The sequence below is a fragment of the Dyella flava genome (assembly GCF_016904955.1).
In the GTDB taxonomy this organism is placed as follows: Bacteria; Pseudomonadota; Gammaproteobacteria; order Xanthomonadales; family Rhodanobacteraceae; genus Dyella_B; species Dyella_B flava.
Genome location: NZ_JADIKE010000031.1, coordinates 138,058 through 161,797 on the forward strand (window position 1 = coordinate 138,058; position 23,740 = coordinate 161,797).

Consider the following 23,740-nt stretch of genomic DNA (forward strand, 5'->3'; position numbering starts at 1 on the left):
TGTTAGCACTATAAGCTGATACGGATACCGACGACGAACTGCCGGTCAAAAACGGGAAACTGATCCTCACGCGCAAAACGCGCGGTCGTACCGAAACGGCGCGTCCATACCACGCCGAAATAAGGCGCGAACTGCCGCGAGATTTGATAGCGAAGACGCAACCCAAGTTGCGCATTGGACAGACCGCCACCCACCTGCTGCGCCGGATCATCCTTGCTATACAGATTCACTTCCAGCTCCGGTTGAAGCATCAGGCGCTGGGTAAAGCGCAGCGTATATTCGGCCCGCGTGCGCGCAGCAAACCGGCCCGACTCACCGGCATACGCTGTCGCCTCCAACTCCACCCAGTATGGCGAGAGCCCCTCCAGGCCGAATGCCGCCCAATTGCGTTGTGGCCCGATCCCCAGATCATGCCGCACACCGAGCTGCGTGCTCCAGAAGGCTGATACGGGGTGACTCCACAACGCTTCGATATCGGCATGGTCGATACGCCCCTGGCTGCCTTCGCCTTCGCTGCGCAACCAGAGCTTATTGTCGTCATTGCCATACCAGGCCTCTGCCTCCCACATGGGGCCACGTCCCCCATAGCCGTCGGCATATTCCAGTTGATCGACCAGCAGCATCGCGTAGGAGGCATTGTCATGCATATCCATGTTTTGCATGGAAGCCTGGCTGGACATGACAAATGACGATGAATCGGCATTGCCGGCCGATGGCGTGGACTGCATGTCTGACATGTTCATGCCTGAATCCTGCGCCGCGGCGAAGGCCGGCAAAGCCAGCCAGCCGATGGCCACCCAGCGGCAGTGACAAAGCGCGGCCTTGTGCCTGAATCGACTCATGCCACCACCACTTCGCGGAACATGCCCGCTTCCATATGGAAAAGCATGTGGCAGTGATACGCCCAGCGCCCCGGATTGTCCGCGGTCACGGCATAGCTGATCTGTTGCGCCGGCTGCACGTTGACGGTGTGCTTGCGTAGCTGGAAATGCCCATCGGCATCTTCCACTTCGCTCCACATGCCGTGCAGATGAATCGGATGATTCATCATGGTGTCGTTGACCAGCACGATGCGCAACCGCTCGCCAGTATTGAAGCGCAGTGGATTGGCATCGGAAAACTTCACGCCATCGAACGACCAGATGTAGCGTTCCATATTGCCGGTAAGCCGCAGCGTGATTTCCCGTCCAGGCTCACGCTTGTCAAGCGGCCCGCCAACCGTGTGCAGATCGGCGTAAGTCAGTGCGCGCCGACCGTTATCGCGCAAGCCCACCCCGGGGTCATCGAGGCTGGTCCGCGGATGCAACACACGCATGTCCACGCCCGGACCGGTTTTAAGCGGATGACCGGGTAACGCCGCTGAATCCTGCATCATCGGCATGGCCGAATGATCCATGTCCTGCATGCCCGCCATACCGTGCATAGCGTGCTCACCAGACGACATGGCGCCCATCATGTCTTGCATGCTCAGCCAGACGCGCGGGTCCATGGTCGGTACCTCAGCTTCCATGCCGGGGCGCGGCGCCAGCGTACCGCGTGCGTAGCCGCTGCGATCGATAGACTGCGCAAAGAGTGTGTATGCACGATCCTCCTGCGGCTCGACGATGACGTCATAGGTTTCAGCGGGGTAGATACGGAATTCATCAACTTCGACCGGCTCGACATCCTGTCCGTCGGCACTGACGACCGACATCTTCAAACCGGGCAGGCGCACATCGAAGATCGTCATGGCCGAGCCATTGATGCAGCGCAGCCGGATTTTTTCGCCAGGCTTGAACAGGCCCGTCCAATTGCCGGTGGGCGCGCGCCCATTCATCAGATAGGTATAGGTGTAGGCCGAAACGTCGCTCAGATCGGTGGGATTCATGCGCATCGTGTTCCACATCTTGCGCATGGCGAGGGCTTCACGCAGCCCTACCCGCTGCGCATCGCGCATGAAATCAGCCACAGTGGGCTGGCCAACATTATAGTAATCGCTTTGCTTTTTCAGGCGCGCAAAGATGCTGGCGGGGTTGTCGTCGGTCCAGTCATTGAGCATCACGACATAGTCGCGCTCGGTGGCGATGCGTTCGCCACCCGCCGGCTCGATCAACATGGCGCCGATCAAGCCGGTCTGTTCCTGATAACCCGAATGGGCGTGATACCAATAAGTGCCCGATTGCCGCAGTTTGAATTGGTAGACAAAGGTTTCGCCTGGCGCAATGCCGTCGAAACTGATGCCGGGTACACCATCCATCTGAAATGGCAGGACGATGCCATGCCAATGGATGGATGTCGGCACGCGCAGCCGGTTGGTAACACGCAGGTATACGGTGTCGCCTTCTTTCCAGCGCAGGATCGGGCCAGGAAGACTGCCATTGACCGTGGTCGCTACAGCCGACTTGCCGGTGTAGTTGACGGCGGTTTCTCCGATCTCCAGCGCAAAGTCGTTGCCCGCAAGCGTGATGGGTGGCACGACCGGTTGCATGGCGGACGCGCGAGCGGGCCGACACAGCCCGAAAGCAGCCGCCGTACCGCCCAGGGCCAGGCCCTGGACGAATCGCCGCCGCGACAGATTCGTCGCAGACGACGGGTGGAACGTTTTCATGGGATGACTCCAAACCAGGCAGAACAACCTGCCACGGCCCGCGTCGAAGAAGAGCGGCCGTGCAGGAAGGCAGATCCGAGGGAGCGATCAGGCTACCGGTGGCCTTAGGGGAGGAGTCGGGTCTAGCGCAGGCGCATCGATATCGTGAAACGACGCATAGCTGTCTGCAGGTGCGCTACAACCGGGCAAAGCGGATACGGCAGGCAACAGCAACACACTTCCGCACAGTGCATCGCAGTGACAGGTCGAATGAGCAGTGTGGCCGCAGCAGTCGCCCGACTGGGCGGCATGATGCGCGTCATGCCCCATCGTCGAACTCACGGCTGCCGGCATCATGTTATCCGCCGAACCAGCGGCCAAGCTCATCGCCGCAGCAGGTAGCGATGCCATCGCCAACATCAACCATGCGAACAAGGCCATCGCACGCATGAAACGCGAGGCGCAGCATCTACGCATGAAGAACGACTGTGACATGGGGGACAAGCTTATCCCCGCAGCAGGGGGCGGCTCAACAACTTATTGGGCACCCCTGCCCTCACCGCCAGACATGTAAAGACCCATCCCGTCACCGCCTTCAGGCCAGCCTTGAAGGCGGTTTTAAAAAACCGTCAAGTGGATTCGGCATAGTCACGCAAGAGTTCACGCATGGTCGACTCCAGGCTTTCAATACCGGGGCGCGCCGCCTCAACGCCCTCGGCATCGATCCATCTTTCGAGCTTGGCGCAATGCCTGGCAACCGCTCGTTCACCCAGCATCAGCAACGCCCCTTTCAAGGAATGAATCCGCGCAAGCAATGAATCCCGATCGCCCCTGTCGGCGGCGTCAAGAATGGTTTCCAGATCGCGGGTACCAGACTCGATAAAGATGCGGCAAATCTTTTCAGGGTACTTGCCAGCCCACGTTGCCTTGACAAGCGAAGCAGGCGGTTGGCTTGTCCGGGGAAGATAGCGCGACATGGCCTCACCCAGCTGCTGCAAGGACAATGGCTTAAGCAAAAGCTCATTGATACCAGCCTGCTTGCATTGCATCTTCTCGCTGGTCAAGGCGGTGGCCGTCACGGCAAGAATGGGCACTTCCACGCCCTTGGCGCGTAGTTCTTCGGTCAACTCATAGCCATTCATCTTGGGCATGTTTATATCGGTCAACACCATTTCGTAGCTCCCTTCATGCCAGAGACGAAGGGCTACGGCACCGTCCTCGGCCGCGTCGACCGTATATCCCAGTGTTTCGAGCTGTTGCTGGATCAGTTCGCGATTGACGGGATTGTCATCAACAAGCAGGACCGAACGAGGGGCTTCGGTTACACGCTGCTCCGGATAGTCCTGCGCGGTTTCCTGGGCTTGCAGATCGACCTCCGCATCAGCGTCCAGGATCGCCCCCAACAAGGCATTGCTGGAGTAGCACGAGATGAAACGGACACCTTCACGGAGCTCCGGCAAGAGAGGGCCATCCGTGGTTGCCTTGATGGCACGCCTCGCACTCGCCAAAAGAGTGCGCTCCTCATCATCGGACCACACATACCACGAGCCGAAGATGACCAAAGCATCTGCCTGCAGCAGCCAGTTGCTATCCAGCTCCGATGGCAATGCCGCCGTCATCACTTCGGCGCCCCAACCCGCCAACAGGGCGGACACCTCGGTACGCCATTCCGTGGCGGCAGACAGCAGTGCAATACGATGCCGCGCCAACAGTGTCCGGTCCTGCGTTTCGGCAAGTTCATCCACGACAACAGGTAACTCGAACGAGAAAACGCTGCCGACCGAAGGCGTGCTGTGCACCTCGATCTTGCCACCCATCAGTTCGCTGAGCTGCCGGCAAAGGGTCAGCCCCAACCCGCTTCCGCCAAAGCGGCGTGAGATGCTTGCGTCCGCCTGCGAGAACGGCTGGAACACCTGCTGCCGTTGCTGCTCGGTCATACCGATACCGGAATCGATGACCTCAAAGCGAAGCCGGACTTGTTCATCAGGCTGCCGAGGCACGCCCCGGACACGCAAGGTAATGCGTCCAGACTCCGTAAATTTCACGGCGTTGCTTACCAGATTATTGAGCACCTGCCGGATTCGGTGCGCGTCGGCGATGTAGGCGGTCGCCAATCCAGCTTCGACACCGTAATAAAGTCGCAAGCCCTTGCGTTGCGCGGCAGGTGCGAACAGCAGCGTCGTCTGTTCGATCAGCGATCGTAGTTCGAACGGTAGCGGATCAATATCCAATTGCCCGGCCTCGATGCGCGAGAAATCCAGCACATCGCTAATAATGGTCAGCAAGACCCCGGCAGAAAGGCGAATGCGTTCAAGCCGTTCACGCTGCGCAGGCTCAAGACGCGAGCGGCCCAGCAGTTCAAGATGCCCAAGAATGCCATTCAATGGCGTACGAATTTCGTGGCTCATCATCGCCACAAACGATGTTTTGGCACGACTGGCCGACTCAGCCGCCAATTTTGCCTTCTCTGAATTCCGCCTGGCCCGGCGAAGATTCTCTTCAAGCTCGATGCGTGCCGTCATATCGCGCACTACGCAAAAAAGTGCGTCTCGATCCTGGTAAACGATGGGCATGGCGGCGACCAGCAAATGACGCGTGCCAGCGCCGTGCTCACTCATCAAAGTGACGCTGAATTCGCGGGCCTCCGGACGACCGCTCAACGATCCTTCTGCACGGGTGAATTCGCGCAAAAGTTGCCTATAAAACGTGCTCTCTGGATCGTGGATATCGACGGCGTAGTTACGCACCAGATCATTCTGCAGGATCGGATTGGCATCGTTCATCGAGAGTACACATAAGCCGACCGGCGAGGTTTCGATCATGGTGCGATTAAGCACCTCGCTCTGATAGACGCGCTTCGCCCGAGCCAGAACCGGCGCAAACACGCTGCGATCCTGTCGAATCAACAGTAGCCAGAGCGTGCCGAGCAGCAGGATGGCCAGCGTGATCGCAACGAGCATGGGGACCCGCTCGCCGCGCAGGATATCCAGCCCGTCGTAGGCACGCACCAATGTCCACGGCGTTCCTTCGATGCGCTCGGCAATAAAGAACATGCCGCCACGGCGGTATTTGACCGCACCAGCTTCGTCGGGCTGCAAGATCAGAAAGGGCTTGATGGCCGCAGCAACCGCCTCATCGTGCGCCGTCGATCCGGTTCCAAAAATCATCTGACCGTCGTCGCTCACGACAGTCATTTCAAGCGCGGACATTTTTCGGATTTGGTCAACGAAGGGCTGAATCGGCTCATAAACAATGAATGCGCCGATGGGCTCATCGCCATCCATCGCTACCAGCGCCCCCAGAATGGAAGGCTCACCTGTCAGCGGGTTCTTGCCCAGGGAAGTCGGAATCTTGGGCAACCCATGGCCATAGAATGACAATCTAGGGTTGCCGTGGCGCAATGCCTTGAGCGCTTCCAGATTCTGGAAATCGACCGTCGGCATGGCGAGCTTGTTGAACAAGTCGACACGGCTGTCGTTTTTCAAAGCGGTGTCGGAGCCCGTGTTATCGACATTCATGCCAAATGCGAACAGCGCCTGGCTTGGATCGTAGAAATTCGCGGTGGTTGACGGCCGGCCGCTGTGATCACTGCGCATCGTCAAAGAGGTGCCGCTGATCACCGATAACTCACGAATCAAACCAAGATAACGATCGACTTTTTCCCTGGGCCACGCTTCGACGCCGCGGCCAAGCACCAGCCAGGGCACGCTTTGTCTGTCCGCCTGGACCATCACTTCGCTATCGTGCGAAACAAAGCCTCGAAAATCCTGATCGCCTTTGGCAATCAGCTCATCGGTTTTGCTCTTCCACACATACTCGATCATGTTCAGCGTGCGGATATAGCCTGCATCGCGCTGAACAAAGGCGGAGTCAAGCGCCAGCTTTGCCTTGCGAAAACCATCCAGCTGACCGGATCTGTAGTCATCGATGCTCAGCAAGATGGATGCCAGCATGGTCAGCAGGATGATCAGGGATAGAAATACGCCGCCGCCGTATAGCAAGCGTCGCTGGTGCCGCTCCAAGGCGGAAATATCGCGCTGGCCTGTAGGATTTTTTTCGTTGACAGGCTCGGGCTTCGTCATCATGTTCGTCCGATGATTCTTGGATGGCATTCAGCACGGACACCGAGTGCGCAAGCAAATAGCTGTATGAAACGGGGGCAAAAAACGCTGGCTGCAGCACACCCTAGACGAACGATTTACCGCCGCGAGGCTCTCGGACAGCAGGAACGAGTCGATCCGCACGGTGCAACGCTGACCCGAGGATCAGAAAATTCCCTCGGGCCTTGTCGGCCCGAGGGCAAACACCGTTGGACGGACTTACACGCGGTTTAGTGATCGTAAGAGCCCACCCCCTGGAGAAATATCGGACTCACCTTAAAAATGGAGGTTGGAATAACCTCCTGCGCCCTTAGAACGATCCATATTCATTGCCGCTTCGGACAACCCCACGCTTATGACACATCCAGGCATCCACACCATCGACACTGGTTTTGTTCGCCCTCGATTCGATGCAGCTTATTTACTGGTCCACGAGGGACATGGCGCTTTCATCGATTGCGGCACCAATCATGCAGTCCCACGCTTATTGCAAGCGCTGCCCGAAGCCGGCATCGAAGCCTCCCAAGTAGACTGGCTGATACTGACCCACGTGCACTTGGACCACGCTGGCGGTGCGGGCGAGCTGATGACGCATCTGCCTAATGCAAGGCTTCTTGTCCATCCACGCGGGGCCCGCCACATGATTGACCCATCCCAACTTTGGGCAGGTGCGCTGGCGGTGTACGGTGAGGAGGTCATGGAGAAGGCCTATGGCCGTCTTCGCCCGGTGCCTGCCGAACGCGTGGTGGAGGCCCCTGATAATTTTACAGTTGATCTGGCAGGCCGCTCGCTACGCTGTCTCGATACACCCGGTCACGCGAAGCATCACATGGCTATCCATGATCAGCATGCCAACGTGTGTTTTACCGGCGATACATTCGGCCTTTCCTATCGGGAGTTCGACACCGACAAAGGGCCTTTTATGTTGCCTACCACCACACCGGTGCAGTTCGATCCTGATGCGCTGCACGCATCGATCCGCCGGTTACTGACATTGAAGCCCGAGGCGATGTATTTGACACATTATGGCCCGGTCGAACAGGTGGAACACCTGGCAGGCAAGCTGCATGAGATGATTGATGCGATGGTCACCATCGCGCAGCGCGTCGAAAACCCGCCTGATCGGCACACCCGGCTGACCGGAGCACTGACCAACTTGTATGCCGCGCGCCTCGCCGAACACGGCTGGCAGGGTGACCGCGAGTCACTGCTGCACTTGCTCGGCATGGATATCGAGCTCAATGCACAAGGCCTTGGTGTGTGGCTGGATCGCGAACGCCGCTAGATTCACGCCAAGTGCTTTATATAAGCATGCTGGGTTTTACGGCGGACATAGCTCAATTGCTCATAAAACGGATGCGAAGCCTCGCGCGTGACATTGGAGCGGACCGAGATCGAATCAAAGCCCATTTGAACCGCCCAGTGCTCCGCATCCGTCACCAGCATCCGGCCGACACCGATGTTTCGATGCCTGGCATCCACGACCAGGCCGACGATCTCGACACGTTCGCCTGACTCCAGTGTGCGGCGGCGTTCGGCGGCTATCCAGCCGCATAACACACCATCGGCTTCGGTCACCGTAATGCGGTGATCTGGATGCGGCAGCAAGACACTGAGGCGATCTTGCATTGCTTCGACGGATGTCGGATAGCCCAGCTCGGCGGCGAGCCGCGCGAGCTCCGGAGCGTCATTCGCGCGCGCCGGCCGTATCGTTATCGCACCGGTCATATCAGGCCAGTCTCGTGCCGTTCGGCACGGGGCGCTCAACCGCAGTGATAACGACACCTTCGTCAGTGTGAAAACCGGTCAACAGGAATTGTGAACGGAAGGGACCAATCTGCTTTTCCGGAAAATTGATGACGCCGACAATCTGCCGGCCGATCAGGGATTCCGGCGTATACAACGCAGCGATCTGGGCGCTGGTCTTGCGCTCGCCGTAGGGACCGAAGTCTACCCAGACTTTCCACGCCGGTTTGCGTGCTTCGGGAAAAGGTTCGACACGCGTGACGGTGCCCGCCACGATCAACACCTTCTGGAAATCAGCCCAACTGATTTCTTCGATAGCTGCCTGTTCGCTCATCCTTCCAGACTCGTCTTGAACCAATCGTTGAATTCTTGCCACCAATAGCTGGCTTGCGCGCCGATAAAGCCAAAAGGCTTGTAGGTGTGCTGCAAACCATAATCGGCGAATTCCCTCCAGGACTCGTCACCTTCGGCGATCGCCGACGCCAGTAGCTCGCCAGCCGCACAGGTCGGAGCGAGGCCATGACCACCGAAGGCCTGAGCCCACCACAAACCATCGCCTGCGCTGCCGATCTGTGGCATTTGATGACGCGCATAACTCATCAGTCCTGACCAGGCGTATTCGATACGCACACCTTTCAAGGCAGGAAATACACGCAACAGATCGCGCGTAAGAACACGCTGTACTGCAGCAGCTGAACGATTACGAATTGAGATGCGACCACCCCACAATAACCGTTTGTCGGACAACGGGCGGTAGTAGTCGAAGGCAAAGCGGGTGTCGTAGATCGCGGCGTGCGTTTGCAGGCACTGATCAAGCCTTTCACCCAGCGGCTCGGTCACCATCACATAGGTGGCAATCGGCAGCACCGCACGATCAATCTGCCGACGCAAACCCGCCAGGTAACCGCCGCATGCGAGTACCACGTGCTCGGACTGAAGTTCACCCTGCGGCGTGCTTATCACCCAATGGCCGTTCTCCCGGCGCAGCCGCCATACATCGCTGTCCTCATGAATGCTTACGCCCTGCTCCGCTGCTGCACCGGCAAGTCCGATGGCGTAATTGAGCGGATGAAGATGCAAGGCATTGCGTTCGTAAAGGCCATCGGTATAACGCTCGCTGCGCACCAGTTCGCGCAACTCTTCCTGTGGCAGCCAGTCCCAATGCGCACCGTAGTGGTCGGCCAGCAATCGCTGACGTTTACGCAATACCTCCGGGTCGCGGAACCAGTTGGCCCAGATAATGCCCTTGTCCACGACGTCACAGGGAATGGCATAGCGCGCAGCACGCTCACGTATGCGCTGCACCGCCGCCGTAGTCAGATCAAAGATCCGCCGAGCGCGCTGTCCGCCTAGCTGGTGATGCAGTGCCTCCTCGCCCAGCGAATAGCCGCCGAATACGAAGCCACCATTGCGTCCGGAAGCTCCGAAGCCGATCTGCTCGCGCTCCAGCACCACGACATCGCGCACACCTCGCTCGGCCAAGCTCAGCGCGGTATTCAGCCCGGCGAAACCGCCGCCGATGATGGCCACGCGCGCTTCCCTACGCCCCTGCAGCGGCGCATAGGGTACGTACGGCGTTGCCGTAGCACGGTAATAGGAAGGACCCTGTGGTTGCCTCATGTCTTGACGTGAAATGCCCCGGGCGGTGGGCAGCCGAGCATAGCGCGTACCGAACGACAACGCTCGGGCGGAAAAGCATGGGACCACGCGCTGCACGCGCCGGGTGCACTCTGTGCCTTACCGGATGGATCGCCGAGCGCGACAGGGATTAATCGCTCACGCATGAACAGGCCTGAATCAAGCACGTCAAGTGCTTGATTCGTTGACCTGACATCTTGTCAGAGCGTACTGGCGACTTCGCGAACAACCTTGGCCAGCGAAGGATCCTGCAGCGCCATATGCATGGTCGCCCGGACCAGACCAGCCTTGTTGCCGCAATCGAAGCGCGTACCTTCGAAGCGGTAGGCCAGCACCTTGCCCTGCTCCGTCAGCAAGGCCTCAATGGCGTCCGTGAGCTGGATTTCGCCACCCGCCCCCGGTTTGGTCTGTTCCAGCAACTGGAAAATGCGCCCGGGCAGAACATAACGGCCGACGACGGCCAGATTCGAAGGCGCTTCGGCCGGCTTGGGCTTTTCGACCATGAAACGGATGCGCGCGCTGCGCTCGTTGATCGGGTCGGCGTCGACGATACCGTACTTGTCGGTCTGATCCTGGGGTACCTCTTCCACGGCGATCACGCCGGCCTGCTCGGCTTCGCCCAGCTCGGCCATTTGACGCAGCGCACCCTTGCCACGATTCCAGATCAGGTCATCCGGCAGTACGACGCCGAACGGCTCATCGCCCACCACCGGCTTGGCACACAGCACAGCGTGCCCCAGGCCAAGCGCTTCGGGCTGAGTCACGAAGATCGCGCGCACATGGCGCGGCAACGTGCCTTGCACCAGGGCCAGCAATTCATCCTTGCCCTTTTCCTGCAGCTTGGCTTCAAGCTCGTAAGCCTTGTCAAAGTAATCGGCGATGGCGTGCTTATAACGATTGGTGACGAACACCAGCGTATCGGCGCCCGCGTCAACGGCTTCATCGACGGCGTACTGGATCAGCGGCTTGTCCAGTACCGGCAGCATTTCCTTGGCGACGACCTTGGTAGCCGGCAGAAAACGCGTACCAAGGCCAGCTACCGGGAAGACCACCTTACGCAATGGCTTACTCACTCACTTCTCTCCAATTTCGTTACGGCGAAGCGGGACCACGTTGCCCGGTTGGGCAACATCACTCCAGCAGAATGATGGAAGCAGGCTGGACACGCAGTTCCGAAGTTCTTCCTCGTCATAACGGCTTACGGCGTCAGTGGCCTTGGCCATCTGTGCCTGTAGCAAATCCCAGGAAACCGGACGGTGCTGCGCCAGGAAAATCTTGTTGTGGGTCGTCGCGCTGTAGTTTTCCAAGGGATGGAACAACTCTTCGAACAGTTTCTCGCCCGAGCGCAAGCCGGTATACACAATCGGAACTTCCGTGCCAGGTTTCTTGCCGGCAAGGCGGATCATTTGTTCGGCCAGATCGCGGATCTTGACCGGCTCGCCCATATCGAGCGCGAAGATCTCGCCGCCATTGCCCAATGCCGCAGCCTGCAGAATCAGCTGGGTGGCTTCGGGAATGGTCATGAAGTAGCGCGAGATTTCCGGATGCGTCACCGTTACCGGGCCACCCGCCTGGATCTGCTGACGGAACAACGGCACCACGGAACCAGCCGAATCCAACACGTTGCCGAATCGCACCGTGATGAAATGGGTGTTCGAATGCGCATTCAGGTTCTGGCACCAGATCTCGGCGATGCGCTTGCAAGCTCCCATTACGCTGGTGGGATTGACGGCCTTGTCGGTGGAAATCAGTACGAAGCATTCCACCCGCGTCTCACTGGCCAGATCGGCCACGGTGCGAGTCGCCAGCACATTGTTGCGGACTGCGGTGCGTAATTGACCTTGCAGCATGGGGACATGCTTATACGCGGCAGCATGGAAAACCACCTGCGGCATGACATCCGTGAATACATGGCGCATGGCGACAGCGTCCCCGCAATCGGCCAGGATGCTGTTGAGCAACAGCTCCGGATAAGCCGCGCGAAGTTCCTGCGAGATCTGATAAAGGTTGTACTCGCACGATTCCACGATGGTGAGCGCATGCACACCGAGCCGGGCCACCTGGCGGCATAGCTCCGAACCGATCGAGCCACCGCCACCGGTGATCAGGACGCGCCGCCCGGTCAAGGTCTCGCGAATTCGGGTCCAGTCCAGTTCCACCGCGTCGCGGCCAAGCAAGTCCTCGATCGATACTTCCTTGATCTGATTGAACTGGGCGCGGCCGGCAACAACGTCCTCAAGCTTGGGAACAGTGCGATAAGGCAGACCGGTGTGATCGCATAATTCGACGACCTTGCGCATTTCACGCGCGCTGGCGCCCGGCAATGCAATCAACAGCATCTGGACGGCCGCCTCCTTGGCCACATCCGGAAGTTGCTCCAGCGTGCCCAATACAGGCTTGCCGTTGATGCGCGCACCACGCAAGGAGCGCTGATTGTCGACGAACCCCACCACCATGTAACGGCTGTCGCGATGCAGATCACGAGCAAGCGCCTCGCCGGCACGATCGGCACCGACGATCAGCACGCGCTGGGTCTTCGCATTCATGAAAAGATCGATGCGGCTGTCCTTCCAGAAGCGGTAGGCCAGCCGAGGCGTCCCCAGGAACAACGCCAGCACAAACGGATACAGCAGCAGGATCGAACGCGGCACGCCTTCGAGGCGACCATAAAAGAACAGTGCAACGCCAATCGCTACGGCACCCACCACCGCTGCGCGCAGGATGTTCCAGAGATCCGGCAGACTGGCAAAACGCCACACGCCTTTATAGAGGCCCGTCCACGCGTAGACCAATCCCTGCACCAGCAGCACGATCGGGAATTCAAAAGCTTCGAACGTCACCGGCAGCTGAGGATCCAGCGCGTAGCGCAGTTCTTTTGCCACCCACCAGGCAAGCGCCGTGATGAGCAGATCGTGCATGACTACGGCAATTCGCGGATGAACTATGCCGACCCATTTACGTACGGACATAACGAACCTTGTATCGATCTCGCTGGATCATGCGGCGCTTGGCAGACAACCAAACGACCGCTGCGATCACATATGTGACGATGCAGGCTACTAGCCCCATCCCTGGCATCTCCCAGGCCAACGCCGCCAACGGCGCTGCCACCAGCAGATTCCACCCCCCATACCACGCCGTTGCTACGGCATGCGTATGGCCCCTGCGCACAATCCATTGATACAGATGTTCGCGGTGCGCAGTGTACCAGCGGCGTCCACCCACAATACGAGTAAGCAGAGTAAGGGTGGCATCCGTCACAAAAGCTGAACTGAGGATCAGGGCGGGCCAGAGCAGCAGCCAGTTCACCCGCCAAAGCATGGCGGTCAACGCGAACAGGAGCAGGCCCACACTGCCGCTTCCTACGTCTCCCATAAAGATCCGGGCCGGGGCCCGGTTGTAGCACCAGAACCCAAGACAGGCCGCGGCCACGCAGGCTGATGCTCCGGCCAGGGCCGCCTGACCAGCAAGCCACCCCACTATGCCAAGGCCACCGGCGACGAAAATGCCCTGCTGCGCCAACAAGCCGTCAATACCATCCATAAAGTTGTGCAGGTTGATGCTCCACGCCCCCGCTAAAACCAGCAGCGGCAGCCACAACCAACTCGGCCCATGGAGCAGCAAGGACGCCGAAAGCAGGGCTGCTGCAAGAATCTGCACCCCGAAGCGGGGCAACGCCGGCAAAGAGCGGTGGTCGTCCCACCATCCAATCCAGGCGACCAGCACAAATGCCACCAATAATGTGATGACTATGTGAAGAGGCCAGGCGGCCGGCGCATAGAGCAAACAGATTGGTACCGTCAGCAGCACGGATACGACGATGCCAATACCTCCGCCACGCGGCGTCGGAATCTTGTGGGAACGACGCTGTCCCGGTTGATCGAACATACCGCGCCGGTGCGCATAGGCAATAGCAGCACGCACCACGCCCAAGGCAATCAGGAAGGCAATGAGAATGGCGATCGCGATCGGGGCAGACATGGCCACGACGGCATCACTCATTGGCTACACCATGAATCGGCCGGATCGTGCTCCAGCCTTTGCAACTTGGACATTGCCAGTGATGCGCCTTGGTACCGAAGCCACAATGGCTGCATCGATACATCGCCTGCCCTTCGAGCAGCTTGTGCGTCAGGTCGCGCAGGATCAAGAAATTCTCTCTTGCCTCGCCTTCGATCTTGTCCATGGTGGCATCGATCAATGCCATCAGGCCGCGCACGGATGGACGCTGACGCAGCTGCGAAGTAAGGAACTCGATCGCCGGCTTTTCGCCATCGCGCTTCTGGTACAGGTGGGTAAGCGCCAATACCGGCGAGATGCCGTGATAACGGGCAAGAATGTCTCGCAGGAAACGCTCGGCGCGCTCCATCTGCCCCGAACGCGCATAGCTGTCGAGCAGAGGCGGCAGGATTTCCGGCACGAAGGCGATGTCCGCGCTGACCGCACGCTCGTACGCATCGACCGCATCGGCATGCTGCCCTTCTTCTGCATGCAAGCGACCGGTGAGCATAAATGCGCGCACGCAATCGGGTTGGCAGGCGAACGCATGTTGCAGGTATTCACGCGCCTCGGTCCGCGCACCATGCTGACGGGATTGCTCCGCCAGCTCGCAATAAAACTGCGCGATGGTGGTGACCTCCTCTTCACCCGTCATGGTTTCCAGGCGGCGGGCGTGCTCGATCGCCTTATGCCAATCACGCTCGTGCTGATAGATGGCAATGAGGTGGCGCAAGGCCGAAGGCGCATGCGCATTCATCGCCACCAGGTCGGAGAACAATGCTTCAGCTCGGTCAAGCAGACCGGCGCGCATGTAGTCTTCGCCCAGTTCCAGCAGGGCCACGGTCTTCATGCCTTCGGACAAACCCGGCCTGGAGACAAGATGCTGATGCAGACGGATAGCTCGATCCACTTCGCCACGACGCCGGAAAAGATTGCCTAACGCTAAGTGCGTTTCTACGGTGTCGCGGTTGTATTCGGCCAGTTTCAGGAAGACTTCGATCGCCTTGTCCTGCTCCTCATTGAGCAGGTAGTTCAGGCCGCGGAAATAGTCGGAGGACAGCTCGCTCACTTGCGCCCCGGAACGACGTACACCGGCACGCCGAGCGGTCCACCAGCCGCTTAGAAAAGCCGCCGGTATGAGGAGAGCCAGCAGCGGATAGAGAGCACTCATGGGGTTTTCGACGCCTTCGCACCCACGGCCTTCCCGGCGCGCCGTCGCTCACGACGGTGTTGCGTGGTGACACCGAGCCAGGCGGTCAGGCCGCCAAGAATCCAGCCGAGTGCAAGCGCCACCAGCAGGGCTGCGCCCTTGGGGACTTGGACACGCGCAAAGGCCAGGTCATAGCCGACGAGGTCCGCATTGAGCGCCCCGAGCACTACTCCCCCGGCGATGAACAGCATCAATAGCAGCATGACGATCAATCGCATCGCGAGACTTTACCTGATTGCCCGTAAACGGCACAGGCGGTCGATGCAAACAATTCAGCCAAAATCGCCCTTTCTCGATGCCCACGAAAAAGAAAAGGCAGGATCGGCCAAGGGCCGCCTGCCTGTCGGATAAGAATTAAGCGAGGAAGGATCAGCCTTCCTGCCGTTGCTCCAGATGCATGTTGACGCGTTCGCGCAACTCTTTGCCGGGCTTGAAGTGCGGAACATGCTTGCCGGGCAATGCCACGGCATCGCCGGTCTTGGGATTGCGTCCCATGCGAGGAGGCCGGTAATGCAGGGCAAAGCTGCCGAAACCGCGTACTTCGATGCGTTCGCCGCTGGCCAGAGCCTGGCTCATTTGTTCGATGACGTTCTTGACCGCCAGCTCAACGTCGCCAAACGCAAGATGGGTCTGGCGCCTTGCCAGCGCCTCAATCAGCTCGGATTTGGTCATGGGTCCCCAATGTCCGTGACGTGGAACGAGTTGGGGCGGCGAAACGCCGCCCCACTGCAGGCACTAATCAGTCAGCCTTGTTGAGCTGCTCTTTCAGCAGCGCACCAAGCTTGGTCGTGCCACCCGACGCGGACGAATACTCGGCCATGGCGTCTTGCAGCTCTTCCTCGTCCTTGGCGCGAATCGACAGCGACAGCTGGCGACCCTTGCGGTCCATACCGGTGAACTTGGCCTCGACCTTGTCGCCCAGCTTCAGATGCTGGGTAGCATCGTCGATGCGCTCCTTGGCGATGTCGCTGGCGCGGAGGTAACCCTCGACGCCGTCGCCCAGGTCGATGACTGCACCCTTGGCGTCCACTTCCTTCACGGTACCGTTGACGATGGTGCCGCGCGGATGGAAAGCCATGAAGTGGCCGAACGGATCCTGCTCCATCTGCTTGATGCCGAGCGAGATGCGCTCACGCTCCGGATCCACGGCGAGCACCACGGCCTCGATCTCGTCGCCCTTCTTGAAGTTGCGAACGAGGTCTTCGCCGGAAGCCTGCCAGGAGATGTCGGACAAGTGCACCAGACCGTCGATGCCACCGTCCAGGCCGATGAAGATGCCGAAGTCGGTGATCGACTTGATCTGACCGGATACCTTGTCGCCCTTCTTGTGCATGGCGGCGAAAGCTTCCCAGGGGTTCGAGCGGGTCTGCTTGATACCCAGCGAGATGCGGCGACGCTCTTCATCCACGTCCAGCACCATCACTTCGGTCTCATCACCAACCTGCACGACCTTGGCCGGATTGACGTTCTTGTTGGTCCAATCCATTTCGGAGACGTGGACCAGGCCTTCGACGCCCGGCTCGATCTCGACGAAGCAGCCGTAATCGGTGACGTTGGAGACCTTGCCGAACAGGCGGCTACCGACCGGGTAACGACGCGAGATGTTCACCCACGGATCGTCGCCCAGCTGCTTGAGGCCCAGCGACACGCGGTTGCGCTCGCGGTCGTACTTCAGCACGCGCACGTCCAGCTCATCGCCGACATTGACGACTTCGGACGGATGACGCACGCGCTTCCACGCCATGTCGGTGATGTGCAGCAGGCCGTCGATACCGCCCAGGTCCACGAACGCACCGTAGTCGGTGAGGTTCTTGACCGTGCCCTTCACCACGGCGCCTTCGGTCAGGCGCTCCAGCAGCTTCTCGCGCTCTTCGGAGAACTCGGTCTCGACGACGGCGCGGCGGCTGACCACCACGTTGTTGCGCTTGCGGTCCAGCTTGATGATCTTGAACTCAAGTGCCTTGCCTTCCAGGTACACCGGATCGCGCACCGGACGCACGTCGACCAGCGAGCCCGGCAGGAACGCGCGGACATCCTTGATGTCGACGGTGAAGCCACCCTTGACCTTGCCGGAGATCATGCCGGTAATGGTCTCTTCCTTGTCGAAGGCCTGCTCGAGGTCGTCCCATACCATGGAACGCTTGGCCTTCTCGCGGGAGAGCTTGGTCTCGCCGAAACCGTCTTCCAGGGCGTCGAGGGCAACCTTCACCTCATCGCCTACCTGCACTTCCAACTCACCCTTCTCGTCCTTGAACTGCTCGATCGGGACGATGCCTTCGCTCTTCAGGCCCGCATTGATCACAACGACGTCGTTGCGGATTTCCACAACGATACCGGTGACGATGGCGCCCGGCTTCAGCTTAGAGATGGCCTGTTGGCTCTGTTCAAACAGCTCGGCAAAACTTTCAGTCATGTTGATTCCAGAAATAAGAAAAGGCCCTCGACCCACTGCGCGCCGTCGGATGTTTGCGCGTGGGCAGGCCCACCAGTTGTGGGTGTTTCAGGATCGCTCCCTGGCACCGTTGACCCAAAACCTCATGCCGCGGCATGAAGCACCAAAGCCGCCGCAACCGTTTTACGGTTTCACGACGGCCAAAACTTTCGCGACCACGTCTTCGATCCCCATGCCGGTGGTATCGACCAGCACTGCATCGTCGGCGGGTTTGAGCGGCGCAACGGCTCGCGAGGCATCGCGGGCGTCACGCGCTTCAATTTCGCTCCGAAGGGACGCAAGTGTAACGCTTAGCCCCTTTTCCTTCAACTGCTTATAGCGCCTTTTCGCCCTTTCGGCAGCGCTGGCAGTGAGGAATACCTTGAACGGCGCATCCGGAAAGATCACCGTGCCCATGTCCCGTCCATCGGCCACCAGGCCGGGGGGCTTACGGAAGCTTAATTGCAGGTCCACCAAGGCCTTACGGACGGAAGGCACCGACGCGATCGCCGACGCCGCCGCACCGGCGGTTTCGGTCCGCAGCTCGTCTGTGGCATCATGACCATTGACGATCACCCGCGTTTCGCCATCATGAGGCGCCCCCCGGAACTGGATCCGGATGGCTTCAGCACAGCGGGTGACCGCAGCAGCGTCGGACAAGTCCAGTCCGGCTGCCCCTGCCGCATAACCCACCGCGCGATACAAGGCACCCGAATCCAGCAAGCGCCAGCCCAAGTGCTCGGCGACGAGCCGGCTGATGGTGCCCTTGCCTGATCCGGAAGGTCCGTCAATGGTGAGTACGGGCACAGGCGGACTTGTTTGCATGGACTGACCTGATGGCACGGGAAGTGCTTAGCTTAACGTGTTTACAGGGGGTTCCAAGCACATGCTTTCCGGTTCTGCATCAACGATCATCCCGTACCAACTACCCGCCATGAACGACCTCCAACGCGAGTTCGAGCAAGCCGTTACGGACATCAAGCGGCTGGGCGAACGCCCCGACAACGACACCTTGCTCAGGCTGTACGCGCTCTACAAGCAAGGCATCGACGGCGACGTTCATGGTTGCGATCCCGGCTTTTTCGACTTCATCGGCACCGCCAAAAAGGAAGCCTGGACGCTGCTGAAAGGCATGTCGCAGGACGAAGCCAAACGCCAATACATAGCGTTGGTACGACAATTGCTGATCTGAGCCTCATCTGCCCCATCGGGGCCACTTGCGCCCAGGTCGCTTAGCGGGCACATTCATACGATCGTTTGAAGACGGTCTCGTATGAACTACCCCCATCTGTTCGCCCCGCTCCCGCTGGGCCATGTCACCCTGCCCAACCGCATCCTGATGGGCTCGATGCATACCGGGTTGGAGGACAAAGCCGCCGACTTTGACAAGCTCGCCGCCTACTTCGCCGAACGCGCGCGCGGCGGCGTCGGCCTGATGGTGACGGGCGGCATCGCCCCGAGCATCGAGGGCTGGCTCAAGCCTTTTGGTGGCAGGATGACCCAGCCCTGGCACAAACCGCGGCATCGCAAGATCACCCGCGCCGTGCACGCCGAAGGTGGCCGCATCTGCATGCAGATCCTGCACGCAGGGCGCTACGGCTATCACCCGCTTTCGGTAGCTCCATCCAAGATCAAGTCACCCATCACGCCGTTCACGCCGCGCGAACTCAGCGCACGTGGCGTCGAACGCACGATCAACGATTTCGTTCGCTGCGCGCGACTCGCGCAGGACGCCGGCTACGACGGCGTCGAAGTGATGGGTTCGGAAGGCTATCTGATCAATCAGTTCATCGCCTCGCGCACCAATCAGCGCGGCGATGCATGGGGCGGCGATGCCGAGCGGCGCATGCGCTTCCCCGTCGAAATCGTACGCCGCACGCGCGCGGCGGTTGGTCCGAATTTCATCATCATCTATCGGCTATCGATGCTTGACCTGGTCGAAGGCGGACAGGATTGGCAAGAAATCGTGACGCTGGCCAAAGCGATCGAAGCGGCCGGCGCCAGCATCATCAACACCGGCATCGGCTGGCACGAGGCACGTGTACCCACCATCGTCACCAGCGTGCCGCGCGCCGGCTTTGCGTGGGTCACGAAGAAGCTGAAAGGCGAAGTGTCGATTCCGCTGATCACCACCAACCGCATCAACATGCCGGAAGTGGCCGAGCAGATTCTCGCCGGCGGCGAAGCCGACATGGTATCGATGGCACGTCCGTTACTCGCCGATCCGGATTGGGCGGCGAAAGCAAAAAGCGGTCATAGTGAACGCATCAATACCTGCATCGCCTGCAATCAGGCATGCCTCGATCATGTTTTCCAAAACAAGCGTGCAAGTTGCATGGTCAATCCACGCGCTTGCCACGAAACCGAATTACAGATTGCTCCGACCAAGACGCGTAAACGGATCGCGGTCGTCGGCGCCGGCCCCGCGGGCATGGCGTGCGCCACAACGCTGGCCGAACGCGGCCATGACGTCACGCTGTTCGATGGCGCCAGCGACATCGGCGGCCAGTTCAACTACGCCAAGCGCATTCCTGGCAAGGAAGAGTTCCATGAAACCTTGCGCTACTTCCGCAACCGTCTTGCCGACGTCGGCGTGCGCATGCGTCTGGGCGAAGTGATGGATGCCACCTCCATTACGGCGGCGAATTTCGATGACGTGGTCGTCGCCACCGGCATTACGCCGCGCAAAGTGAATTTTCCGGGCAGCACGCATCCACGCGTGCTGAACTATCTCGACATCCTCGCCTACAACAAGCTCGTGGGTCATCGCGTAGCGATCATCGGTGCCGGCGGCATCGGTTTCGACGTCGCCGAATTCCTGATCGAGCACACCCCCTCACCCTCTACCGAGGTGGAGCGCTGGACACGCGAATGGGGGGTCGACATGCAACTGGAACAACGCGGCGGCCTGAAATCGCCGCAACCCGAAGCACCGGCACGGCAAGTCTGGCTGCTGCAACGCAGCGAAGGCCGTCCCGGCGCACGCTTGAATAAAACCACCGGCTGGGTGCATCGCGCCACGCTAAAGAACAAGCAGGTCACCATGCTTGGCGGCGTCAGTTACGACCGCTTCGATGACGATGGTCTGCACATCACGGTGGACGGGGCGGCCCAGGTACTGGCTGTCGACCACGTGGTGATTTGCGCCGGGCAGGAACCGAATCGAGGCCTGGCGGACGCACTCGTCGCCCAAGGCCAGCGAGTCCACGTGATCGGGGGCGCCGACGTCGCCGCCGAACTCGACGCCAAACGCGCCATCGCCCAGGGCACACAACTTGCCACAACGCTTTAACAAGGCGCTGTAAGTATCTAACGGGAATCAGAAAAGGAAGCGCCCCGCCAGCGACGCGTCGGTATTGGCTCTGGGGAGGGATGCCGAATACCGCGGGGGTAGCGTCGCTGCGGGGCGAGGGTCAGCGGCACTCGGGGGGAGGGGGTCAGTGCCGCGACAGGGACTATATTATGATCGACGCGATACAGAATCAAATATATATTTGGAGCTCCATTTATACGAAAGTCATATATGTTTGATTTTCGCCAACTCCGTTATTTCATCGCCGTCGCGGAAGAATTGAGCTTCACCAGGGCCGCGCAGCGCCTGCACCTTTCACAGCCGCCGCTATCCCAGCAGATTCAGGCCCTTGAGCAAGATCTGGGCATACGTCTGCTGGAGCGTGACAAGCGGAACGTGACATTGACCGAGCCAGGTCGAATGTTCCTTGAACAGGCTCGCCAGATCCTGGCGATGGCTGAAGATGCCCGCTCCCTGGTGACCGAAGCCGCCGCCGGCTTCAGCGGCCACCTGAAACTGGCCTATACCGTGTCGGTCTCATTCCACCCGGCCCTGCCCCAGACGTTGCTCCGGCTTGGGCAAAGAGCGCCCAACATCCGGGTGTGGTTGAGCGAGATGTATACCGAACCGCAATTTGCCGCCGTGCGTTCGGGCCAGATCGACGTGGGCTTCGTACGTGATGTACCCAGCCATGAAGACGACGCGCGCGCGTTGCGGCTGGATATCATCGATCACGAACCACTGCTGCTTGCCCTGCCCGCCGGCCATCGCCTGGCCGGGCGCAAAAGCCTGGAACTGGGTGAGGTCGCCGGCGAACCCTTTGTGATTCAGCCACGCGAACTGGCCGCCACGCTTTATGACCGGCTGGTTCAGCTCGCCGCCAAAGCCGGTTTCCATCCGGTTGTGCGTCAGCAGGCCCAGCAGATCAACGGCCTGATTGCCCTGGTGGCGGCTGGTATCGGCCTGGCGCTGGTTCCCGCCAGCATGCAGGTCGTCAAGCTGGCTGGCGTAAGCTATGTGCCTTTGGCCGATCCGGATGCCTACCTCCTGCTCGCGGTGGCCAGCCGGGCTGAAAACCCACCGCCGGTGGTCTTGCAGTTCCTGGAAACGGTCGCTGATGCCAAAGCGGCCCTGGGCTTGTGATAAGTCGTTCAAATAGTTATACTTGCGCGCTTTCTTTGACTCATCTCGTTTCAGGAGCCTGCCGTGAAGGTGCTTTCCTCTTTGAAGACCGCCAAGCAGCGGCACCGTGACTGCAAGGTTGTGCGCCGTCGCGGCAAAGTGTTCGTGATCTGCAAGAGCAACCCGCGCTTCAAGGCGCGTCAGCGTTGATCGCAGCTGCGAACTACTAAAAGAGCCGCTGAAAAGCGGCTTTTTTATTGAGCCTGTTCCAGCCGCTGCAAAGCGGCTTTTTTAATGGCCGCGTTTCGGCGGCCATGAACCGGCCTTTGATGGACGCGCCGGCCGCCACCCCTCTTTGCGGCGAAGCCGCTTTATCGCGGCGTTCTTAAGGATGCTCTGATCAATTCTGCGTGGGCGGCATGATGTCCAGAAGGCTCGCAGGCTGTGGCGCGTGGCGCAGGGAAGACTGGCTGTCTTGCCAAGCCGCGCGGTACAGCCTGCGGGCCTTCTGGACATCACCCCGTCATTTTAAATTCAATACGTTGGGGCCAGTCCTGTCTGTCCGCATGCCTTCCTCGCTCCTCAAAGCCGAGTACATCCATGTACTCTCCCCGCGTGCGGTCCGTCGTCTCGACAGCCAGACAGTCTGCCTTCCTCGCTCCTCAAGGCCGGGCTCCATGTACCCTCCCCGCGTGCGCCGACGTCCCTATGGCCTGCGAACAGACAGGACCGGTGACGCCCGCGCAGAATTGATCAGAGCATCCTTAATGGATACATTCGAGCCGCCGATCCTCATTGCTGGGGAAGCGTCATGGATATACAGCGGTATATCGGGCTTGCGCAGGACATCTTCGCCATTGCACTCGTGGCGATATTCCCGCTGATCGATTTGCCGGCCACGCAGCGCCTGAAGCAATTCAGCAGCGGACCGGCCCGACTGGCACTTTACCGTCGGAGTGTTTTTTCGACGTGGGTCTTCACGATTACCGCCATAGCTCTCTCTTCGCTGGGCTCGCTGCTGGTGGTGTCACGACAGCCTGGTGATCTCCCCTGGCTGGACGGCAACGCCGTTATGCATGCAGTCGTCGCGATCGGCTTAGTCGCCCTGTTCGCCTGGATTCTCTGGCCAAGTGTCCAATGCGCACTCAACCGAGGTATTCGGCAGCAGTACTTCCAGGCCTACCGTTCGTCTTTTATCCGCTTTCTGCTACCTGTTTCGCGTCAGGAGCGAACCTGGTGGGTGGTGTTGAGCGTAACGGCGGGTGTATGCGAGGAGCTTCTTTATCGCGGCTTTATGCTGCAGTATTTGCGCGGCCATCTCTCGGGCGGTCCCGCACTTGGCCTTACGCTTGCGTGGCTACTTAGTTCGTTGGCTTTCGGGGCCGGGCATTTCTATCAAGGCGCACGCGGCGTCGTGGAAACGACGGTTGCCGGATGGGTATTCGGCCTGCTTGCCATCTTTACCGGAAACCTCATTTTGCCGATCGCGCTGCATAGCCTGGTCGACTTGCGCATCCTTCTCACTTATCACCCGGCTCAGGATGCGCCGGAAGAAGCCACAGTGCTCATCAGCGGCTTTCGTTTGCAGGATCACTAACACTCGCGCCGCTGGCCACTCGCGCATGAAAAAGCCCGG

At 59.8% G+C, this 23,740-nt stretch carries 21 protein-coding genes; 7 read left to right on the top strand and 14 right to left on the bottom strand.

The window, feature by feature from the left end; all coding sequences use genetic code 11:
- Window positions 1-8: 8 nt before the first annotated feature.
- Window positions 9-842: a copper resistance protein B gene (locus ISP19_RS07200; protein WP_204680683.1), complete on the bottom strand. Its 834-nt coding sequence runs from the start codon at window positions 840-842 to the stop codon at window positions 9-11.
- Complete coding sequence (locus tag ISP19_RS07205) at window positions 839-2,587, bottom strand: copper resistance system multicopper oxidase (RefSeq protein WP_204680684.1); 1,749 nt, start codon at window positions 2,585-2,587, stop codon at window positions 839-841. Before ISP19_RS07205 ends, ISP19_RS07200 begins: the two co-directional genes overlap by 4 nt.
- Before the next feature lie 334 nt (window positions 2,588-2,921).
- On the opposite strand from ISP19_RS07205, the gene ISP19_RS07210 reads away from it, so the two are divergent.
- The gene (locus ISP19_RS07210) at window positions 2,922-3,140 is read left to right on the top strand and encodes a hypothetical protein (RefSeq protein ID WP_204680685.1); all 219 of its coding nucleotides are present in this window, start codon (window positions 2,922-2,924) and stop codon (window positions 3,138-3,140) included.
- Between the two features lie 55 nt (window positions 3,141-3,195).
- Here the strand turns inward: ISP19_RS07210 and ISP19_RS07215 are convergent, their stop codons facing one another.
- The gene (locus ISP19_RS07215; RefSeq protein WP_204680686.1) at window positions 3,196-6,504 is read right to left on the bottom strand and encodes a hybrid sensor histidine kinase/response regulator; all 3,309 of its coding nucleotides are present in this window, start codon (window positions 6,502-6,504) and stop codon (window positions 3,196-3,198) included.
- Window positions 6,505-7,021: 517 nt separating this feature from the next.
- Between ISP19_RS07215 and ISP19_RS07220 the strand changes: the two genes are divergently transcribed.
- A complete protein-coding gene (locus ISP19_RS07220) occupies window positions 7,022-7,951 on the top strand; it encodes an MBL fold metallo-hydrolase (RefSeq protein WP_204680687.1) in 930 nt (309 codons plus the stop codon).
- 2 nt (window positions 7,952-7,953) lie between these two features.
- On the opposite strand, the gene ISP19_RS07225 is transcribed toward ISP19_RS07220, so the two are convergent.
- The 11 genes from ISP19_RS07225 to cmk form a co-directional block, all read right to left on the bottom strand.
- Entirely contained in the window at window positions 7,954-8,394 is a 441-nt protein-coding gene (locus ISP19_RS07225) for a GNAT family N-acetyltransferase (RefSeq protein ID WP_204680688.1), read from the bottom strand.
- A 1-nt stretch (window position 8,395) separates the two neighbouring features.
- Window positions 8,396-8,746, bottom strand: coding sequence for a tRNA-binding protein (locus ISP19_RS07230; RefSeq protein WP_239556618.1), 351 nt, complete (start codon window positions 8,744-8,746; stop codon window positions 8,396-8,398).
- A complete protein-coding gene (locus ISP19_RS07235; RefSeq protein WP_204680689.1) occupies window positions 8,743-10,032 on the bottom strand; it encodes an NAD(P)/FAD-dependent oxidoreductase in 1,290 nt (429 codons plus the stop codon). Before ISP19_RS07235 ends, ISP19_RS07230 begins: the two co-directional genes overlap by 4 nt.
- Before the next feature lie 218 nt (window positions 10,033-10,250).
- A complete protein-coding gene (galU, locus tag ISP19_RS07240; protein ID WP_204680690.1) occupies window positions 10,251-11,123 on the bottom strand; it encodes a UTP--glucose-1-phosphate uridylyltransferase GalU in 873 nt (290 codons plus the stop codon).
- Window positions 11,124-13,019: a nucleoside-diphosphate sugar epimerase/dehydratase gene (locus ISP19_RS07245; RefSeq protein WP_204680691.1), complete on the bottom strand. Its 1,896-nt coding sequence runs from the start codon at window positions 13,017-13,019 to the stop codon at window positions 11,124-11,126.
- On the bottom strand, window positions 13,006-14,052 hold the full coding sequence (locus tag ISP19_RS07250) for an MraY family glycosyltransferase (RefSeq protein WP_239556620.1): 1,047 nt from the start codon (window positions 14,050-14,052) through the stop codon (window positions 13,006-13,008). The genes ISP19_RS07245 and ISP19_RS07250 overlap by 14 nt, the downstream gene beginning before the upstream one ends.
- On the bottom strand, window positions 14,045-15,220 hold the full coding sequence (gene lapB, locus ISP19_RS07255; RefSeq protein ID WP_204680692.1) for a lipopolysaccharide assembly protein LapB: 1,176 nt from the start codon (window positions 15,218-15,220) through the stop codon (window positions 14,045-14,047). Before lapB ends, ISP19_RS07250 begins: the two co-directional genes overlap by 8 nt.
- Window positions 15,217-15,477 (bottom strand): lipopolysaccharide assembly protein LapA domain-containing protein, encoded by a 261-nt coding sequence (locus tag ISP19_RS07260; RefSeq protein WP_204680693.1) that lies wholly within the window; start codon window positions 15,475-15,477, stop codon window positions 15,217-15,219. Before ISP19_RS07260 ends, lapB begins: the two co-directional genes overlap by 4 nt.
- A gap of 151 nt (window positions 15,478-15,628) precedes the next feature.
- On the bottom strand, window positions 15,629-15,991 hold the full coding sequence (locus tag ISP19_RS07265) for an integration host factor subunit beta (protein WP_275577114.1): 363 nt from the start codon (window positions 15,989-15,991) through the stop codon (window positions 15,629-15,631).
- Window positions 15,992-15,998: 7 nt separating this feature from the next.
- Window positions 15,999-17,672, bottom strand: a complete 1,674-nt coding sequence (gene rpsA / locus ISP19_RS07270; protein ID WP_204680695.1) for a 30S ribosomal protein S1 — start codon at window positions 17,670-17,672, stop codon at window positions 15,999-16,001.
- 162 nt (window positions 17,673-17,834) lie between these two features.
- The gene (cmk, locus tag ISP19_RS07275; protein WP_204680696.1) at window positions 17,835-18,515 is read right to left on the bottom strand and encodes a (d)CMP kinase; all 681 of its coding nucleotides are present in this window, start codon (window positions 18,513-18,515) and stop codon (window positions 17,835-17,837) included.
- Window positions 18,516-18,624: 109 nt separating this feature from the next.
- On the opposite strand from cmk, the gene ISP19_RS07280 reads away from it, so the two are divergent.
- The 5 genes from ISP19_RS07280 (at window position 18,625) to ISP19_RS07300 (ending at window position 23,701) form a co-directional block, all read left to right on the top strand.
- The gene (locus ISP19_RS07280; RefSeq protein ID WP_204680697.1) at window positions 18,625-18,882 is read left to right on the top strand and encodes an acyl-CoA-binding protein; all 258 of its coding nucleotides are present in this window, start codon (window positions 18,625-18,627) and stop codon (window positions 18,880-18,882) included.
- An 81-nt stretch (window positions 18,883-18,963) separates the two neighbouring features.
- A complete protein-coding gene (locus ISP19_RS07285) occupies window positions 18,964-20,982 on the top strand; it encodes an NADPH-dependent 2,4-dienoyl-CoA reductase (protein WP_204680698.1) in 2,019 nt (672 codons plus the stop codon).
- A 231-nt stretch (window positions 20,983-21,213) separates the two neighbouring features.
- On the top strand, window positions 21,214-22,125 hold the full coding sequence (locus tag ISP19_RS07290) for a LysR substrate-binding domain-containing protein (RefSeq protein ID WP_204680699.1): 912 nt from the start codon (window positions 21,214-21,216) through the stop codon (window positions 22,123-22,125).
- 63 nt (window positions 22,126-22,188) lie between these two features.
- Window positions 22,189-22,314: a type B 50S ribosomal protein L36 gene (gene ykgO, locus ISP19_RS07295; protein ID WP_115476522.1), complete on the top strand. Its 126-nt coding sequence runs from the start codon at window positions 22,189-22,191 to the stop codon at window positions 22,312-22,314.
- Window positions 22,315-22,915: 601 nt separating this feature from the next.
- The gene (locus ISP19_RS07300; RefSeq protein WP_204680700.1) at window positions 22,916-23,701 is read left to right on the top strand and encodes a CPBP family intramembrane glutamic endopeptidase; all 786 of its coding nucleotides are present in this window, start codon (window positions 22,916-22,918) and stop codon (window positions 23,699-23,701) included.
- Window positions 23,702-23,740 lie beyond the last annotated feature (39 nt).